This is a genomic window from Ensifer sp. M14, assembly GCF_003355565.1.
Taxonomy (GTDB): Bacteria; Pseudomonadota; Alphaproteobacteria; order Rhizobiales; family Rhizobiaceae; genus Ensifer.
Map to the genome: position 1 here is coordinate 546,380 of NZ_QJNR01000004.1, position 18,818 is coordinate 565,197.

Below are 18,818 nucleotides of genomic sequence, written 5' to 3' on the forward strand. Positions count from 1 at the left end.
ACCGCTATGCGGTTTATCGCGGTTGCGTAACCGCTTTAGCGGTTATGCTTTCCTTCGGTCCGGGTTTTGCTTTGGCAAAATCCCGTTGTCTGTTTCGATCTTAGCCTAGCAAAACAAAAGGGCCGCTTGAGGGCGGCCCGTGTTCGGCTGGGCCGAAGTCGTTTGTGTCGAGAAGATTTTCGGTTTTATCTTGCGTTTTGCAGACCTGGCAGCGACCTACTCTCCCGCGTCTTAAGACCAACAAGCCACTGAAAACAATAGGGAAATTCACAAAGGAGTTATCAACAGGGCGGAAGGGATCCTGCAAATGGCGGCACGCAAGCGCAGAATCATTGTCCAGATGGTCAAAAAGCGACGCCTGCAGCCGAAAAAATGGCGTCACTCATCCCGATATCTCCGAGGCGCGGGCGCAAAAGGTCAATCATCGCGCCGATCGCCAGGCATCTTTGGGCAAATCATCCCCCTATTCGCCCCCGGAGTGTTTCACCGAAACGTGACGGCCACTGCCGACAGCGCACATTGACGCCCGGGGCGCTTGGCTTACCTTCGCGCCGAAACAGCAAACGGGGGAGCGCGCACATGGCCGGATGGGCAAGACGATGGGCAACGGCGGTCGTCGTGACACTTGGCCTTGCCGGGCCGGCTGCAGCCTTCGATATCGATGATTGGGCGTCGGTCGTTTCCGAGGGCAAGGGCGAAACCGTCTATTTCAATGCCTGGGGCGGTGCGGGCAACATCAATGCCTATATCGCCTGGGCGGGCGAACAGATGAAGTCGCGCTATGGTGTCGACGTCGTGCATGTGAAGCTCGACGACACCGCCCGGGCGGTGGCCAGCGTACTTGCCGAGAAATCGGCGGGCAAGGATGTCGGCGGCAGCGTCGATCTCATCTGGATCAATGGCGAGAACTTTGCCGCCATGAAGCGGCAAGGCTTGCTCCTCACCCCTGGTTGGGCAACCCGACTTCCAAGCTGGGTCTATGTCGACCACGAGACGAAGTCGACGATCCTGACCGATTTCACCGTGCCGACCGAGGGGCTCGAAAGCCCGTGGGGCGGCGCCAAGCTGGTCTTCTTCTACGACAAGGCCCGCACGCCGACCGAGCAACTGCCCACATCGGCAAACGACCTGCTCGATTGGGCACAGACCCATCCCGGGCGCTTCTCCTATCCGCAGCCGCCGGATTTCATTGGTTCATCTTTTCTAAAGCAGGTGTTGATCGAGCTCGTCGCAGACAGGAGCAAGCTGCAGAAGCCGGTCAATGAAACAACGTTTCAACAGGATGTGGCGCCGCTCTTTGCCTATCTCGACCAGTTGACACCCAATCTATGGCGCAAGGGAAAAGCCTATCCGCAGAACTATCCCGACATGAAGCAGAAGCTGGCGGATGGGGAACTCGACATCATCTTCGCCTTCAATCCGGCGGAAGCTTCGGCGGCGATTGCCAATGGTGAACTGCCGGAGAGCGTGCGCTCCTTCGTCTTTTCCGGCGGAACGCTCGGCAACACCCACTTCCTCGCCATTCCCTATAATGCCAATGCAAAGGCGGGCGCGTTGCTGCTTGCAGATTTCCTGCTCTCCCCCGAAGCGCAGTTGCGCAAGCAGGATGCGCAGTTCTGGGGGGACCCGACCGTGCTGGCGATGTCGAAGCTGTCGGATGCGGACCGTGCGGCCTTCGCCGCGCTCGATCTCGGCGTCGCAACGCTGCCGCCGGATCGGCTCGGCCCGACCCTTGGCGAACCGCATCCCGACTGGATGACCCGGATCGAAGCCGAATGGATCCGCCGCTATGGCGCCGCCAATTGACGGCGCGCGCCGGCGCTACCGACGGGCATCCCTGTGAGAACCGCCTTGCATCCACGCATCGGCACCGGCCTTACCGTGATGTTATGCCTGCCGGTGCTGGCCGGGCTCGCCGGCACCCTGCTTCCGGCCTTCGGCTACCTGCCGGCACTCGGTGGGACCCAGGTGACATTTCGGCACTTCGAGGCGCTTGCCGACCAACCGCATATCCTGCGCTCGGCGCTCATCAGTCTTTCGGCAGGGCTGACCAGCACGTTTGTCGCTCTCATCGTGGTCGCGACCTTCGTCGCCGGTTTTGCCGGGACGCGGTCCTTCGCCTTCATCCAGCACCTGCTGTCGCCGCTGCTCGCCGTGCCGCATGCCGCATCGGCCTTTGCGATCGCCTTCCTGATCGCGCCGTCCGGCTTTCTGCTTCGGATCATCTCTCCCGAACTCACCGGCTTCACCCGCCCGCCTGACTGGCTCATCCCCAACGATCCGCTCGGGCTGTCGATGATGTCAGGCCTTATCGCCAAGGAGGTCCCCTTTCTGTTGCTGGTGATGCTGGCCGCGTTGCCGCAGTTGCCGGTCGCGAATGCGCGGCGCTTGATGACGGCGCTCGGCTATAACAGGGTGTCGGGCTTTGCTATCGCGCTCTGGCCGCTGCTCTACCGGCAGGTCCGGCTGCCGGTTTTTGCGGTGCTGGTCTACTCGACCTCGGTGGTCGACGTCGCGATGATCCTCGGGCCGCAATTGCCGCCGACCTTGCCGGTGCGTATCGCCCGGTGGCTCGCCGACGACGACATCGGCACCCGCTTCCTCGCATCGGCCGGCGCCGTGCTGCAGCTTGCGCTCGGCCTGCTCGCGATCACGATCTGGCTCGGCGTCGAACGGCTTGGGCGTATTTGTCATCGACGCCTGAGTTCTTCGGGAAAACGACTTGTCGGCGACGGGTTTCTTCGCCTGGCCGCAGCGTCAGTGATGGCCGTGTCCGCCGCATTCATCTTCATCGGTCTCGGCCTGCTGGCGCTGTGGTCGGTCGCGGGCTTTTGGCCCTTTCCCGATCGTCTGCCGACAAGCCTCACGCTCAAAACATGGGACCGCGCTCTCGGGGCGCTCGCCGCACCGCTGGCAACCACCGTCGCCGTCGCTCTTCTGTCTTCGCTCGTCGCCCTTGCGATCGCCATCGGGCTGTTATCGCGGAGCGCGCACCGCTCAGCCGATCGTTGGCTCCCCGTCTTTCTGCCGTTGCTGGTTCCGGAGATCGCCTTCGTGTTCGGATTGCAGATACTGGCAGCGATGGTGGGGTTTTCACCGTCGATCGCCACCGTCGCCGCGGTGCATCTGGTTTTCGTTCTACCCTATGTGCTCTTGTCACTTGGGCCGCCCTGGCGGGCGCTCGACCGGCGTTACGAACAAATTGCGTCCGGGCTGGGCAAGTCACCGCTGGCGATCCTCGTCACCATCCGGCTGCCGATGCTGCTCCGCGCTTGTCTCACCGCCTTTGCCGTCGGCTTTGCAGTCTCCATCAGTCTTTATCTGCCGACTGTGCTGATCGGCGCCGGCCGGGTGACGACGATCACCACCGAAGCCGTGGCGCTTTCATCAGGCGGCGATCGGCGCATCATCGGCGTCTATGCGCTGCTGCAGGCGCTGTTGCCGTTCCTCGGTTTTCTCGTTGCATCGCTGGTGCCGCAATTGCTATTCCGCCACCGACGGGCAATGAGGATTTGAATGCAAACACCGGGCAAGACGATGGCTCTCACTCTGTGCGATGTGACCATCCGGCTCGCGGGCCAGCTGCTGCTTTCCGTTTCAGCGATGGTGATGCCCGGCGACGTGCTGACGATCATGGGGCCGTCAGGCGCCGGCAAGTCGGCGCTGCTTGCCTATATCGGCGGCTTCCTCGATCCTGCCTTTGTCGCCAACGGTGCGGTTCGGCTCGGAGAGAACGATCTGATCGGCCTGCCGCCGCAACAACGCCATACCGGCATTCTTTTCCAGGACCCGCTGCTGTTCCCGCATCTTTCGGTCGGCGGCAACATCGTCTTTGCCATTACCGAGGCGATCAAGGGCCGAGATGCAAGGCGCCGACTGGCCGAAGAGGCGCTCGATGAAGTTGGTCTTGCAGGCTTCTTCGACCGCGATCCGGAGACGTTGTCGGGCGGGCAAAAGGCGCGCGTCGCCCTCCAGCGCGTGCTTCTCTCCGAGCCGCGCCTGCTGCTGCTCGACGAGCCCTTCTCCAAACTCGACATGGCCCTGCGCCAGCAGGCGCGCGAACTGGTCTTTGCCAAGGCGCGCTCGGCTGGCCTGCCGACAATCCTCGTGACACATGACCTGGCGGACGCGGATGCCGCCGGTGGTGCGCTCATTCATATCGGAGCGGAGACGCAATCGTGACGGTTACTCTCCCTGCCTTGCCGGTGCGCGAGGTTCTGCCCCAAATCGCCGAGGCTCTCGATAGGGCCCGCTCCGCCGTGCTTTCGGCACCGCCCGGCGCCGGAAAGACGACGCTTGTGCCGCTGTTCCTGCTCGACCAGCCGTGGCTGAAGGGCGGCAAGATCATCCTGCTCGAACCCCGGCGGCTCGCCGCCCGGGCAGCTGCCGGCCGCATGGCGGAGTTGCTCGGCGAGAAGGTGGGAGAAACCGTCGGCTACCGCATGCGGCTCGACAACCGGATATCGGCAAAGACCCGGATCGAAGTGGTGACCGAAGGGGTCTTTGCCCGCATGATCCTCGACGATCCGGAGCTCGCCGGCGTCTCCGCCGTGCTGTTCGACGAATTTCACGAACGGTCATTGGATGCCGATTTTGGGCTGGCGCTGGCGCTCGACGTTCAGTCGGCCTTGCGCGACGATCTCCGGATCATCGTCATGTCGGCGACGCTCGACGTCGCCCGCGTGTCAAAATTGCTCGGCGATGCCGCCGTCATCGAAAGCCAGGGGCGCAGCTTTCCGATCGACATCCGCAACCAGGACCGCGGCGGCGAGAGCGTCGAGGACGCGGTCGTGCGCGCCATCGTCGAGGCGCATCGCAGCGAAGAAGGATCGATCCTCGCCTTTCTTCCGGGACAGGCCGAAATCACCCGCACAGCGGCACGGCTTGCCGACCGGTTTGGCCCCGAGACCACTGTCGTTCCGCTCTACGGAAACCTGACCCAGAAGGAGCAGGACGCAGCGATCCGGCCGGCGCCGAAGGGCACGCGCAAGATCGTTCTTGCCACCTCGATCGCCGAGACCTCGATCACCATCGATGGCGTGCGGATCGTCATCGACAGCGGCTTGCAGAGACTGCCGGTGTTCGAAGCCTCGACCGGCATCACCCGACTCGAGACCGTGCGCGTCTCGCGCGCGTCGGCTGACCAGCGCGCCGGCCGCGCCGGGCGAACGGAGCCGGGTGTCGCGATCCGTCTCTGGCATGCCGGCCAGACCGCGGCCCTTGCCGCCTTTACCCCGCCACAGATCCTGGCCAGCGACCTCTCCGGGCTGCTACTCGATATGGCCCACTGGGGTGTCAGCGATCCCGCAGCCCTGGCCTTCATCGACCCGCCACCCGAAACCACCCTTGCCGAAGCCCGAAAGCTGCTGGGCGAGCTTGGCGCGCTCGACGGCGCCGGCGCGCTAACACCGAGGGGGCGCAAGATCCGCGATCTGGCGCTACCCCCGCGCCTTGCGGCGATGGCTGTTTCGGCAGCCGAAGAAGGCCAGGGCGAGGCCGCCTGCCTGCTGGCGGTCATGCTGACCGAACAGGGGCTCGGCGGCAACGCCATCGATCTGGAAGACCGGCTGCGGCGCTTTCGCCAGGAGCGCGGCGAGCGCGCCGAGGCCTCGCGCAACCTTGCCCGCCGCATGGCAGCCGAGCTCAAGGGCGGGCCGAGATCAAACGAACCGATCCAGCCCGGAACGCTGCTGATGCATGCCTTCCCGGATCGCATCGCGCTGCAGCGCGGAGGACGCGGGCGGTTCGTGATGGCCAACGGCCGCGGCGCCGAAATCGCCGAGACCGAACGCCTCGCCGCGGCCAACATGCTTGTGATCGCCGACTTGACGGGTCGTGCCGGCGGCCAGCGCGTGCTGGCGGCAGCCGAGCTTTCGCGTGCCGACGTCGAGGCGCATATGCCCGAAGCGATCGTGCGCGAGGAGCAAAGCGTTTTCGACCGGGCGAGCCGCCAGGTGCGAGCGCGGCGCGTCACGCGGCTCGGCGCCATCATCTTCGAGGAGGCGCCGCTGCCAAGGCCGACCGGCGAAAGTGCGGCACGGGCGCTTGCCGACGGTGTGCGCCAGCTCGGGCTGGCGATCCTGCCGTTTTCCAAGGAGGCGATGCAGCTGCGCGATCGCATCGGCTTCCTCCACCGCTCGATCGGCGAACCGTGGCCGGAAGTTTCCGACGAAGCCCTGCTGCTAAGCCTCGAGGACTGGTTCGTTCCGTTTCAGCATGGCATCACCGCCATCGCCGACATCAAGTCTGGCGCACTGTCCGAAGGATTGCTGTCACTAATACCGCACGACCGGCAACGGGAGCTGGCAAAACTGGCGCCGACGCACTTCGAGGCGCCGACGGGACAACGGCATCCGATCCACTATGACGGCGACGAGCCGCTTCTCTCCATCCGGGTGCAGGAACTGTTCGGGCTGAAGAAACATCCTGCCATCGGCGACGGCCGGTTGCCGCTGCTGCTCGAACTGATCTCGCCCGGCCGGCAGCCGATCCAGACCACGCGTGACCTGCCGGGTTTCTGGGCGGGGTCGTGGCGCGATGTCCGCGCCGACATGCGCGGGCGCTATCCCAAGCACCCATGGCCGGAAAACCCGGCGGAAGCCGCGCCGACGACACGGGCAAAACCGCGTGGTACATGAGGCAGCGCCTCTGAAGGACGACTGTATGATTCCTTAAATCGGAATCGATTTGAGAAGAAACTTTGTAGCAGGTTTAAAGCCAGCGTCCCTTGCGCGTCGGATTTGACGCGCGGCGCTGTAATGGGAACAAGGGCAGGCATGACGGCAGTGGCGATGGAACACAACGATCCGACCTCCAACAGAAGCCTGCGGCTGCAGACGCTCATCCGCCTTCGCTGGCTTGCGGTCGGCGGCCAGTCGATCGCCGTCATCATCACCGCGTTGTGGCTGCAGTTTCCCCTGCCCTTGCTCTTGTGCCTGGTGCTGATTGCCACGCTGGCCCTGGTCAATACCTATCTCACGCTGCGCTTTCCGCCGACGCATCGGTTGCGGCCGCCGGCCGCCTTCGCGCTCCTCGGGCTCGACCTGGCGCAGTTGACCGGCCTGCTGTTCATCACCGGCGGACTTGCCAATCCGTTTGCGCCGCTGCTGTGCGTGCCCGTCATCATTTCCTCGGCCTCTCAGCCGAAGCCGCACAGCATCGTTCTTGCCGGGCTTGCGGTGATCGGCGTCACGGCCCTCGCCTTCTCCCCCTTCCCGTTGCCCTGGTATCCCGGCACGCTCCTGTTGATGCCGCGGGTGCTGACGGCCGGCATCTGGTTTGCGATCGTGTCGATGACGGCCTTTGCCGCCTTCTACACCTATCGCGTCTCGCTCGAAGCCAGCGAACTGTCGGAGGCGCTGACGGCGACCGAACTGGTGCTGCAACGTGAAAAGCACCTTTCGCAGCTCGACGGCCTGGCCGCCGCCGCCGCCCATGAACTCGGCACTCCGCTTGCCACGATCAGCGTTGTCGCCAAGGAAATGGAGCGCGAACTCGGCGACGATCCGCGCTTCGGCGAGGACGTGCACCTCTTGCGCAGCCAGAGCGAGCGATGCCGCGACATTCTCAAGCGGCTGACGACGCTGTCCTCCGAGAGCGAAGAGCATATGCGGCTCCTGCCGCTCTCCTCGCTGGTGGAAGAAGTGATGGCGCCGCACCGCGAGTTCGGCATTCACATCAATCTGGTCGAAAAGGGCGACAAGGCATCCGAGCCGGTCGGCAACCGTAATGCCGGCATTCTCTACGGGCTCGGCAATCTGCTCGAAAATGCGGTCGACTACGCCAAGAAGCAGGTGACGGTTACGGTCGAGCACACGGCCGAGCATGTGAAGGTCACGATTGCCGATGATGGCGACGGTTTTGCCCCCGATATCCTGATGCGTATCGGCGAACCCTATGTCACGCGGCGGCAGAAGGACGACAGCGCCGGTGGCCTCGGGCTTGGCCTGTTTATCGCCAAGACGCTGCTGGAGCGCTCCGGCGCACGGCTGCGCTTCGAGAACGGCGGCGCAGATCGACCCGGCGCCAAGGTCAGCGTCGAATGGCCGCGTGCACTGATGGATACGAAACTGGCGAAATGACGTTTGGCAGTTTATTGAACCGCATGACAGGAAACCTATAATCTCGGTGAAAACCTCCCGATTTTCGCCCAAGGATTGCGAGAATGACCGAAAAATCGACAGCATCGCCCAGCACGCATGCCCAGGACGCCGAACTGATCGGACCGGACAGAACGTTGCTGCTCGTCGACGATGACGCCCCGTTCCTTCGACGCCTCGCCCGCGCCATGGAAGCGCGCGGCTTCACCGTCGATATCGCCGAGTCCGTTGCAGAAGGCATTGCCAAGGCAAAGGGCAACCCGCCGAAATACGCGGTCATCGATCTGAGGCTCGGCGACGGCAGCGGCCTCGACGTGATCGAGGCGATCCGCAGCCGCCGCGACGACACCCGCATGATCATGCTGACCGGCTACGGTAACATCGCAACGGCCGTGAATGCCGTGAAGCTCGGGGCGGTCGATTACCTTGCCAAGCCGGCCGACGCCGACGACATCTTCGCTGCACTGGTGCAGCGACAGGGCGAACGGGTGGAGCCGCCGGAAAACCCGATGTCCGCCGACCGTGTGCGGTGGGAGCACATTCAGCGCGTCTACGAGATGTGCGAGCGCAACGTGTCGGAAACGGCACGCCGGCTCAACATGCACCGCCGGACCCTGCAGCGTATCCTCGCGAAACGCGCGCCAAAATAATCAGCCTTCGGCGGTCCCGTCGCGGGAGCCGGATACGATATCGCGTATGGAGTTGCCGAGTTCGCCATTGCGCTCGGCGGCCCACTCCGCCAGCATCAGCCGTTGCGCGGCGGTGCGGGCAAAGAGCTGCAGCACCGATTTTCGGGTGGCCGGCGCCAGCCGATGTTCCGGTGCGTCACGGATGATGTGCCCATCATAACCATCCGAAAGCAGCAGGCCGCAATCCTCCGGGAAGATATCGAGTGGAACGTCGCCATGGGTGGCGAAGAACAGTCGGTCGCAGTGCTGCCGATAATCCGGCCATTTGCGATCCACCCGAAAATCCTCGATCGACGTCTTGATCTCGACGATCCAGATTTCGCCCTTTACCGACAAAGAGATGAGATCGGCGCGACGGCCGCTGGCGAGCGTGAGCTCCGGCAGCACCGAGTGCCGAAGTTCGGCGAAAAGTCGCTGGACTCCGCGGCGCACCAGGAGCGCGCGATTCGATTGCCGACCGTCGACGAGAGGGTTGTCGCCATGGATAGAGAGAATTGTCATTCGTCTAGACTCTCGTACGTCACCGCTTTTGTTGCAAAAAAGCCAGCGTCACGGAATTTACACTTTCCCGCCGCCTTGTTGCCGCGCAATCCCTTGCATAGCAGCAACTAATCGAAAATAACCGTAGCCACTGATGGTCGGGCCGACCCAGTTTTTCTTCGCTTCTTATTTAAGAGACTCCTATGCGTTTCCGCAATGCCTTCTTCCTGTGCAGCCTGGCGGCGACACTCGCCATGGCCGGCTGCTCGACAACTTCGACCAAGTCCGAGACGGCTAGCGGTGAGCCTGCTCCCGCTGCGGTGCAAGTCGCTTCGAATCAGATCTTTTCGGGTGATTATGGCGCAGTTGAGGATCACGGCTATGCGCTCCCTGCCGTTCCGATCAACAGGGTCGAAAATCGTTTCCATCGCCAGATCGTCGACTATTCGACGAGCGAGCGCCCCGGCACGATCGTCGTGAACACGCCGAACCGTTTCCTCTACTACGTGCTGCCCGGCGGCAAGGCCGTGCGCTACGGCATCGGCGTCGGCAAGGCCGGTTTCGCATGGGAAGGCGAAGCCTATATCGCCTGGAAGCAGGAATGGCCGATGTGGCACCCTCCGAAGGAAATGGCGGAGCGCAAGCCGGAAGTGGCGAAGTACGTCGAGGCAGGCATGGGCCCCGGCCTGAAGAACCCACTCGGCGCGCGCGCGCTCTACCTCTTCAACGACCAGGGCAAGGACACGCTGTTCCGTCTGCACGGCACGCCGGAATGGTCGTCGATCGGCACGGCCGCGTCGTCCGGCTGCATCCGCCTGATGAACCAGGACATCATCGATCTCTATTCGCGGGTCCGTCCGGGCAAGAACGCACGCGTGGTCGTCCAGCAGTAAAAAACACTACTTGAATCATGCGATCAGAGCCGCCGGGATCCTCGGCGGCTTTTTTGTTGGCCGCACATCCCCGACAATATTCCGTCGGCCTTGATACGCAGAGTTGCTCTGCTTCAGGCACTTCAAATCAGGGTGGCCGACATCTGAATCCGGCACGACGATTTGTTCAAAAAACGCGCAATAAGGCCGGAATTTCAGCACGTTATTAAGCAAGGATTATCTAATTAACTAAAAAGTGTGGCCGAGAGATGCCTAACCAAAGGGACCGGACATGCTGATCAAGACCAAGCTCCTCAGTGCGATCGCACTGTTGTCACTCATCGCGATCGGCATTGCCGTCTACAGCCAGCATGCGCTCGCCGAAAACAGCGAAACGATGGATGCGGTCTATGCCGACCGCATCGTGCCGCTGAAGAATCTAAAGGCGACATCGGACGCTTTTGCCGTTTCCATCGTAGATGCGGCGCACAAGGTGCGCAATGGAAACGAGACGATGGAGACGGGCCTCGCATCGGTCAACAATGCGCGTCAGGTGATAACGGCCAACTGGGACGCCTATGTCTCGACCTCGATGACGCCAGAAGAACATAAGCTCGTCGAGAACGCCAAGCAGCAGATGGTGATCGCGATGGATTCGATCGCGACGCTGACCAAGATCCTGTCCGAGGGTGATTCGGCGGCACTCGACAGCTTCGTTCGGACGGCGCTCTACGAAACCATCGATCCGTTGACCGAGACCATTTCGGAGATTTCCGATCTGCAAGTTCACTTGTCGGATGAGGTCTTTCAGGCACAGCATCGTGAGTTCGAGACGGTGCAGGTGCTCAGCATCGGTATCATCCTGCTCGTCCTCGTGCTGGCTGCCGGAACGTATCTGGTTGTTTCACGTGGTGTGATCGGCCCACTCGGCCGACAGATCGGCGCGATGCGCAAACTCATCGACGGCCATCTCGACGATGACGGCACCGCGGTGACCGGCAAGGACGAGATCGCCGAGATGGCCCGCGCCATCCAATCGTTCCGGGAAGCCGCCCGGTCCAACCTCCGCCTGCAGGCGGAAGCCGAAGAGAGCCGCCGCAATGGCGAAGCCGAGCGCACGAGAATGCAGGCGGAGGCCGAGCGGGCCGCGCAGCAGAGGCTGGTCCAGGCAACATCGGGTCTTGCGACAGGCTTGCAGCGGCTGGCCGACGGCGATCTTGCCGTGCGGTTGGACGAGCCGTTCTCCGCCGAATTCGAGCAATTGCGTCACGACCTCAACAAGGCAGCCGGGCAGCTCAACGATGCCATGCTTGCAGTTGCCGACAGCGCCGGCAACATCGGCCTGGGCACCCGTGAAATCAGCCAGAGCGCCGATGACCTGTCAAAACGCACGGAGCAGCAGGCGGCATCCCTGGAGGAAACGGCTGCAGCCCTCGACCAGATTACCGCCAATGTCAGCAACTCCTCACGCCGGACGGAGGAGGCCCGCGATGTGGCAGGTGAAGCAAAGACCAGCGCGACGCAGTCTGCCGTCGTCGTGGCAAATGCCGTCGAGGCGATGCGGCGGATCGAAGAATCATCCAGCCAGATTTCCAGCATCATCGGCGTGATCGACGAAATCGCCTTCCAGACCAACCTGCTGGCACTGAATGCCGGTGTCGAGGCAGCACGGGCGGGTGAAGCCGGCAAGGGCTTTGCGGTCGTGGCACAGGAAGTGCGCGAGCTGGCACAGCGCTCGGCAAAAGCCGCCAAGGAAATCAAGGAACTGATTCGCAGCTCCAGCTCGGAGGTCGAAAGCGGCGTGCGACTGGTGCGCGATACCGGCGAGGCCCTGAAGACCATCGAGGCGCATGTCATCACCATCAACGAGCATATGGCGGCCATCGCCACATCGGCACGGGAGCAATCCGTCGGGTTGGCCGAGGTCAATACGGCTGTCAACCAGATGGACCAGGTGACGCAGCGCAACGCCGCCATGGTCGAGGAGGCAAATGCCGCTTCGGCGACGCTTGCCCAGGAGGGCAGCAACCTTCGAGCCCTGATCGACAGGTTCCAACTGTCCGGCGAAACCAGCGCCTCGCCCCAATCGGGAGCGCGCAGAACCGCGCCGCGCGCCGTCAGCGCCCAGCAATACGCTGGCAGCAACGCCCGCCCGGCCGTAAGACGACCTGCTGCGCCACTGGTGCAAGGAAACACGGCGTTGGCCACCGAAGGCTGGGCCGAGTTCTGACCCAGCCTCGATGAATTCAGCTGGCGGCCCGATCAGGCCGCCAGTTTGGCTTTCAGCTCGCGACGACGGCGGTGCAGGACCGGTTCGGTGTAACCGTTCGGTTGTTGGCGCCCCTCGAGGACAAGCTCGAGCGCCGCCTGGAAGGCGATCGAGCCATCGAAGTTGCCGGCCATCGCGACATACTGCGGATCATCGGCGTTCTGACCATCGACGACAGCGGCCATGCGCTTCATCGTCTCGGCGACCTGTGCTTCGGTGACCACCCCATGGTGCAGCCAGTTGGCCATGTGTTGGGCGGAAATGCGCAGCGTGGCACGATCCTCCATCAGGCCGACATTGTTGATATCGGGCACCTTGGAGCAACCGACGCCCTGGTCGACCCAGCGCACGACGTAACCGAGGATGCCCTGCGCATTGTTGTCGAGCTCGCGCTGGATTTCCTCCGGCGTCCAGTTTGGACGCGTCGCAACCGGAACCGAGAGGATATCGCCGAGCTTGGCCCGTGCCCGGCTCTTCAGACCAGCCTGAACGTCGGCAACGTTGACCCGGTGGTAGTGGGTGGCATGCAGGGTGGCAGCCGTCGGCGACGGAACCCATGCGGTGTTGGCGCCAGCCTTCGGGTGAGCGATCTTCTGCTCCAGCATCGCCGCCATCAGGTCGGGCATGGCCCACATGCCCTTGCCGATCTGCGCGTGACCGGAAAGGCCGCATTCGAGACCAATGTCGACGTTCCAGTTTTCGTAAGCCGCGATCCATGCCGCCTGTTTCATATCGCCCTTGCGGATCATCGGGCCTGCTTCCATCGAGGTATGGATCTCGTCGCCGGTGCGATCGAGGAAGCCGGTGTTGATGAAGACGACGCGTTCGCGCGCCGCACGGATGCATTCCTTGAGGTTGACCGTGGTGCGGCGCTCCTCGTCCATGATGCCCATCTTCATGGTATTGGCCGGCATGCCGAGCGCCGTCTCGACGCGCGAAAAAATCTCGCAGGCAAAGGCGACTTCTTCCGGCCCGTGCATCTTCGGCTTGACGACATACATCGAGCCTTCGCGGGAGTTCATGCGGCGGCCACCGTCGCCGATATCGTGCAGCGCGATCAGCGCGGTTGCCATGGCATCCATGATGCCTTCCGGCACTTCATTGCCGTCGCGATCAAGGATAGCCGGATTCGTCATGAGGTGGCCGACATTGCGCACCAACATCAGCGAGCGGCCCGGAAGCGACAGCGTGCCACCGCCGGGTGCCGTGTAGGTGCGATCGGCATTGAGCCGGCGCGTGAAGCTGCGGCCACCCTTGACGACTTCTTCCTCGAGATCGCCCTTCATCAGGCCGAGCCAGTTGCGGTAGACGACCACCTTATCTTCGGCATCGACGGCGGCGACCGAATCTTCGCAGTCCATGATGGTGGTGATCGCCGATTCGAGAATGACGTCGGAAATATGGGCCGGATCATCCTTGCCGATCGGCGTCGTGGCATCGAGAACGACGACGGCATGCAGATTGTTGTGCCGGAGAACAACCTGCGACGGCGCGTCGTCCGAACCGTCATAGCCGGCAAACTGCGCGGGATTGCGAAGCGTGGTCTCGGCGTCGCCCGCAAGCGTGACCGAGAGGCCTCCGGAAGCGACTGTCAGCGATGAAACATCCTTCCAGCTGCCGCTTTGGAGCGGCGCGCTGGCGTCGAGGAAGTCGCGTGCCCAGGCGATAACCTTGGCGCCGCGCTTGGGATTGTAGCCGCGTCCCTTTTCAGCGCCGCCATCGTCGGAAATCGCGTCAGTGCCGTAGAGCGCGTCATAGAGCGAGCCCCAGCGCGCATTGGCAGCGTTGAGCGCATAGCGGGCATTCATCACGGGAACGACCAGCTGCGGGCCGGCAATGGTCGCGATCTCCGGATCGACATTGCCGGTCGAGACCGAGAACTCGGGACCTTCGGCCAAGAGATAGCCGATCTCCTTCAGAAAGCCCTGGTAGGCTTCAAGGTCGTTCGGCGCGCCATTGTCGCGATACCAGGCGTCAATCTTCGCCTGCAGGTCGTCGCGCTTGGCGAGCAAGGCGCGGTTCTTCGGCGCGAGATCATGGACGATCTCCGACAGGGCGGCAAAGAACCGCTCGGCATCGACGCCGGTTCCGGGCATCGCCTCGTTCACCAGAAAGCCATGCAGACCTGCATCGATCTTCAATCCAAACTTCTCAATGCGGTCCATTATCTTACTCCTTGAAACAGGCCACTCGCGCGCGTGAAAGGCCGGCAGTTTCTCATCAATTCATTCCCTGTCAATTCAGCAAGGATGCGAAGAATTGTTTCCAAAATGGAAAAGATCACCCATGGGCGATACGTGGCCTGCCGCTGGCCTGAGCGATGAAGCGGGCCTCGATCAGCTTGCGGCTTCCTTCGACTTCGGGGGCATCGATTTCTTCGCGCAGCATCGAGACCGGCTCGTCAGCACCGTTGGTGCGGGCTGCCTCAAGCGCCATCGTCTCGGCACGACGGCGCGCCGCTGAAAAGGCCCGGTTCTGATCGAGGAAGCGCTCGCTCGCTCCTGCCCCGTTGACGATGAAGATGCCCTCTTCCGGCATGGTGACGAACACGGTGACGGACGCCCTGACCTGGCCGACGACCGCGCCGACGGCATTGGCGACATCGGCTTCGTTGGGGATTGCCGGCTCGGTGCCGAGCATATCGGCAATGGCGGGGTAATAGACCGGCGCAGAAGCGCCCAGGCCGACGAGCGGGCGATCGAGACCGAGCGAAAACCGGACGATGCCTGGAGCGCGCTTGAGCGCGCGATCGACCGCCTGCGATACCGCCGGATCGATGGCGCCCGCGCCGTCTTCGCCTAGACAGGCCTGCAGGATGACTTCGGAGGATTGGCGCGTGACGCGGTCGACGATCATCTCTGCCATCGCCTCGGCAGACGCAGCGATCGGCTGGCCGGAGCCATCGCGGGTACGCGCTGCAAGCTCGATGCCGAGACGGGCAGCGTCAGCGCTCCATTGCGATTGCCGGCCGAGCACATGCATGGCGTCGGAAGGCGTCAGCCCGCAGATATGCACCAGGCCACGCGCCACCAGCCGATCGAGCGTTGCCCGCTGCGGCGTGGAGGTCAAAAGGTTTTCGAGCGAGATCGGCACGGCGCCGATGCGCTCATAGAGCGCCTGCTCCTGCGGCTGCAGGCCGCTCGCCAGATGATCGGGCAGGCCGGTGCGAACGGCCAGACGGCCGTTGTTGCGGCCGGCATGCTGCGCCCGCAGCTGCTTTTCCAGAACGGACAGCACCGCATCGCCATGCAGCGCGGCGGCAAGGCTGAGCGGCATCAGCCGCCTGGGACCAAGATCGATCTTCGCCTTCAGCCCGCGATCGTTGATGCGAACCTCCGAATCGCCGCCAAGGCCATAGGTCCGCATCGCCACCGCCTCGACCATGGTGCGGAAACCGCCGACAACAGCGCCTTCGGCATCGAGCCGCGGCCGACCGCGGTCGAGCACCGCGACATCGGTGGTCGTTCCCCCGATATCCGAGACGACGGCATTGTCGAGACCGGTCAGGTGCCGCGCGCCGACAAGGCTCGCCGCGGGTCCGGACAGAATCGTCTCGATCGGCCGGAGCCTTGCCTCCTCGGCCGAGATCAGGGCGCCGTCGCCGCGCACCACCATCATGGGCACGTCGATGCCGCGGGATTTCAGAAACCCCTCGCAGGAACCGATCAGGCGATCGATCATCGAGACGAGACGGGCATTCAAAAGCGTCGTCAGCGCCCGGCGCGGACCGCCGAGCTTGGACGAAAGCTCATGGCTGCAGGTGACGGGCAGATGCGAGACTTCACGAATGCGGTCGCGCACGCGCTGCTCGTGGGCAGGATTGCGCACGGCGAAATAGCCGGCGATCGCGAAGGAGGATACCTGATCGGCCAGGACAGGCAGGGCTTCGTCCAGCGCGGTCATGTCGAGCGGCGTTTCGCCGCCATGAACATTATGCCCACCCGGCAGGAAGATCACTGGATCCGAGCCGAGCGCATCCTGCAGCCCGTCGCGCTTCAGATCCTCGGGGCCAAAACCGATCATGACCAGGCCGGCCCTGCCGCCCTGGCCCTCGACCAGCGCGTTGGTGGCAAGCGTGGTCGACAGGGACACGAGGCTGATGGCGGAGGCCGGAACATCCGCCTTCTGCAACACCTGCTCGACCGCGCCGGCAATGCCGACCGCCAGATCGTGGCGCGTGGTCAGCGCCTTTGCCTTGGCGACCACACCCGCCGTTTCGCTGAAGAGGACCGCGTCGGTGTAGGTTCCGCCGGTATCGATGCCGAGAAGAAAATGGGACGTCACTTCGAACCAGTCCAGTGTTTCGGTCGGGGCAGCCCCGGGTTCATTGGGGATCGATCCGGTGATATGACATATCGGATGAGAAGGCCATCGTGTCGAGGACATTCGCGGTCACCGGTGCGACACGACACGAACGGGAGAGCGGCATGAGATTTTCCAGGGGTTCGGCCATTGCCGGCATTCTTGCCGCCGGGCTGCTGTTTGCCCAGCCGGGTGGTGCGCAGGACGCCGAGGAAGAGGAATACAAACCTCAATTGCCCGATGTCTCGATCTACAAGGCGATGCTCGACGCCAACAAGCAGACCGGCTGGATCCAGTTTCGCAATTACGACGACCGACAGCTGATCTATTTTACCGCTTTGCAGACGATGCATTGCCGGCTATCGGAAATCCGCTACTCGATCAATTCGGACGCGCTCGACAGGCGCTTCCCTCTGGCGAAATGCAATCCGCAGATCCCCTTCAACCTGCCCGCAGACGAAACCGCCGAATATGTCTACATCTCGCTTGCCGCCAATGAAGCCAGGACGCTGACGATCCAGGCGGTGTGGGACGACGGCGCCGGCAGCGAGATTGTCGTCTACAAGCCCTGCGACAATGTCGGGGACGCGACCTGCGCGGCGATCAAGACGATCAAGAAACCATCGAAGCAGTTACCACAGCCGATGCCGGCGGATTCACCGGTGCGCGGCGTGCAATCGCCCATTCCCGGCAAGACCTTCAGCGAGCCGAAACCCGCATCGGCAAGCCGCCCCGCGGTTGAGTAGTCAACCGCTGCACCGGCCAGGGTTTCGTCTCGTCGGTGACGTCGAAGCGGAAGCTGTGCATCAGCACGGCTAGCGCGATGACTGCCTCCTGCAGCGCGAAGGTCGCGCCGATGCAGATGCGCGGCCCGGCACCGAACGGCAGATACTGGAAGCGGTGCAGCTTCTCGCGGTTTTCCGGCAGGAAGCGCTCGGGCATGAAAGCGCGTGGCCGATCCCAGTAGAGAACGTGGCGATGCAGCGTCCACGGCATCACAAGAACGGCGATGCCCTTGGGTATCTTCACGCGCTCGCCGGTCGGCGACGTCCACTCGTCATCCTCGATGGCAGCGCGATTGATCGACGGCGCCGGCGGATAGAGCCGCATCGCCTCCTCGAAGGCGGCCAGCACATGCGGCATCAGGGTCAGCCACTCGACCGGTTCGGCACCGCTCTTCATCACGCTGTCGATTTCCGCCTCCATCTTCTCGCGGAAAGCTGGCGTGTTGGCGATGCAATAGAGTGTCCAGGCGAGTGCCCGGGCGGTGGTCTCATGGCCGGCACCGATGAAGGTGAGAATGTTATCCTCGATCTCGGCGGTCGAAAGACCGTTTGCGCCCTCAGTCTGCAGAAGCAAGGTGAGGAAATCATTGGGCGTGCCGGCCGGATCCGTCGCCATGCGCTTTCGCCTCAATGCCATCGTTTCCGAAACGATGGTACGGAAGCGGTTCATCACCTTCTTGCCGCCGATGCGGGTCAATCGCGGCACCCATTCGGGCGCTAGCAGTATGTCCATCGGATCGACGCGGCCCATACGGTGCAGAAGTTCTTCGACACTCTGGACGAAGCCCTCCCTTTCGACGGCGACCTCGCCGGAAAACAGCGTTTCCGCCAGGATATCGAAGGTCAGCTCGGTCATATCGCTGGCGACATTGGTGGTGAACGGTTTCAGCTTCGCCGGCGCATAGCGCTCGACGAATTCTTCCGACCGGCGCAGCATCTGGCCGGCAAATCCCTTGGCGTGGCGCGGCGTGAACACCGGCGCGATGGCTTTCCGCGATCGCTTCCAGATCTCGCCTTCGGCGGTCAGCAAACCGTCGCGCAGGATCGGGCGCAGGATCAGTCGCCTGACCTTCGACATCTCATAATTGCTGACGTTTTCGACGAGGATGTAGCGGATGAGGCCGGGATCGTTGACGATCAGGGTGCGCTGGGTGATGAACTTCGTCTCGATCCACGGCAGCGTGTAGGACGGCTCGCCCCAGAGTTCGAGCGGATTGCGCAGAACGGTCTTGATGATCTTCAGGTAGGACGGCACGCCGACCCGGGGTGTGGGAGCCGGTGGTTCGAACGGCTCCGGACGCATGTCCATGGTGATTGCCTTT

The 18,818-nt window shown here is 63.2% G+C and carries 13 protein-coding genes; 9 read left to right on the top strand and 4 right to left on the bottom strand.

Translation table 11 applies throughout. The features are described from left to right. Positions 1-579: 579 nt before the first annotated feature. The 6 genes from BLJAPNOD_RS02820 (at position 580) to BLJAPNOD_RS02845 (ending at position 8,749) form a co-directional block, all read left to right on the top strand. Complete coding sequence (locus BLJAPNOD_RS02820) at positions 580-1,806, top strand: ABC transporter substrate-binding protein (RefSeq protein WP_115418831.1); 1,227 nt, start codon at positions 580-582, stop codon at positions 1,804-1,806. 78 nt (positions 1,807-1,884) lie between these two features. After that, entirely contained in the window at positions 1,885-3,516 is a 1,632-nt protein-coding gene (locus tag BLJAPNOD_RS02825; protein ID WP_115421106.1) for an ABC transporter permease, read from the top strand. Further along, positions 3,517-4,182: an ATP-binding cassette domain-containing protein gene (locus BLJAPNOD_RS02830; RefSeq protein ID WP_244610867.1), complete on the top strand. Its 666-nt coding sequence runs from the start codon at positions 3,517-3,519 to the stop codon at positions 4,180-4,182. Further along, on the top strand, positions 4,179-6,638 hold the full coding sequence (gene hrpB / locus BLJAPNOD_RS02835; RefSeq protein ID WP_115418832.1) for an ATP-dependent helicase HrpB: 2,460 nt from the start codon (positions 4,179-4,181) through the stop codon (positions 6,636-6,638). The genes BLJAPNOD_RS02830 and hrpB overlap by 4 nt, the downstream gene beginning before the upstream one ends. A 138-nt stretch (positions 6,639-6,776) precedes the next feature. Beyond that, positions 6,777-8,081, top strand: coding sequence for an ActS/PrrB/RegB family redox-sensitive histidine kinase (locus BLJAPNOD_RS02840; protein WP_199565978.1), 1,305 nt, complete (start codon positions 6,777-6,779; stop codon positions 8,079-8,081). Between the two features lie 83 nt (positions 8,082-8,164). Beyond that, positions 8,165-8,749, top strand: coding sequence for an ActR/PrrA/RegA family redox response regulator transcription factor (locus BLJAPNOD_RS02845; RefSeq protein WP_025425369.1), 585 nt, complete (start codon positions 8,165-8,167; stop codon positions 8,747-8,749). Here the strand turns inward: BLJAPNOD_RS02845 and BLJAPNOD_RS02850 are convergent, their stop codons facing one another. Then, positions 8,750-9,289 (bottom strand): MmcB family DNA repair protein, encoded by a 540-nt coding sequence (locus tag BLJAPNOD_RS02850; RefSeq protein WP_115418834.1) that lies wholly within the window; start codon positions 9,287-9,289, stop codon positions 8,750-8,752. A gap of 182 nt (positions 9,290-9,471) precedes the next feature. Between BLJAPNOD_RS02850 and BLJAPNOD_RS02855 the strand changes: the two genes are divergently transcribed. After that, positions 9,472-10,161, top strand: coding sequence for a L,D-transpeptidase (locus BLJAPNOD_RS02855; RefSeq protein WP_077505463.1), 690 nt, complete (start codon positions 9,472-9,474; stop codon positions 10,159-10,161). 271 nt (positions 10,162-10,432) lie between these two features. Beyond that, positions 10,433-12,370, top strand: coding sequence for a methyl-accepting chemotaxis protein (locus BLJAPNOD_RS02860; protein ID WP_115418835.1), 1,938 nt, complete (start codon positions 10,433-10,435; stop codon positions 12,368-12,370). A 32-nt stretch (positions 12,371-12,402) separates the two neighbouring features. Here BLJAPNOD_RS02860 and BLJAPNOD_RS02865 read toward each other — a convergent pair whose 3' ends face one another. Together BLJAPNOD_RS02865 and BLJAPNOD_RS02870 are read right to left on the bottom strand one after the other, a co-directional pair. Next, positions 12,403-14,574, bottom strand: coding sequence for a malate synthase G (locus BLJAPNOD_RS02865; protein WP_115418836.1), 2,172 nt, complete (start codon positions 14,572-14,574; stop codon positions 12,403-12,405). Between the two features lie 115 nt (positions 14,575-14,689). Then, positions 14,690-16,693, bottom strand: coding sequence for a hydantoinase/oxoprolinase family protein (locus BLJAPNOD_RS02870; RefSeq protein ID WP_077505457.1), 2,004 nt, complete (start codon positions 16,691-16,693; stop codon positions 14,690-14,692). Positions 16,694-16,836: 143 nt separating this feature from the next. Here BLJAPNOD_RS02870 and BLJAPNOD_RS02875 point away from each other — a divergent pair, with 143 nt between their 5' ends. After that, positions 16,837-17,457 (top strand): hypothetical protein, encoded by a 621-nt coding sequence (locus tag BLJAPNOD_RS02875; protein WP_077505455.1) that lies wholly within the window; start codon positions 16,837-16,839, stop codon positions 17,455-17,457. On the opposite strand, the gene BLJAPNOD_RS02880 is transcribed toward BLJAPNOD_RS02875, so the two are convergent. Then, the gene (locus tag BLJAPNOD_RS02880) at positions 17,411-18,805 is read right to left on the bottom strand and encodes a cytochrome P450 (RefSeq protein WP_115418837.1); all 1,395 of its coding nucleotides are present in this window, start codon (positions 18,803-18,805) and stop codon (positions 17,411-17,413) included. The two genes, BLJAPNOD_RS02875 and BLJAPNOD_RS02880, sit on opposite strands and share 47 nt — an antisense overlap. Between the last annotated feature and the right edge of the window lie 13 nt (positions 18,806-18,818).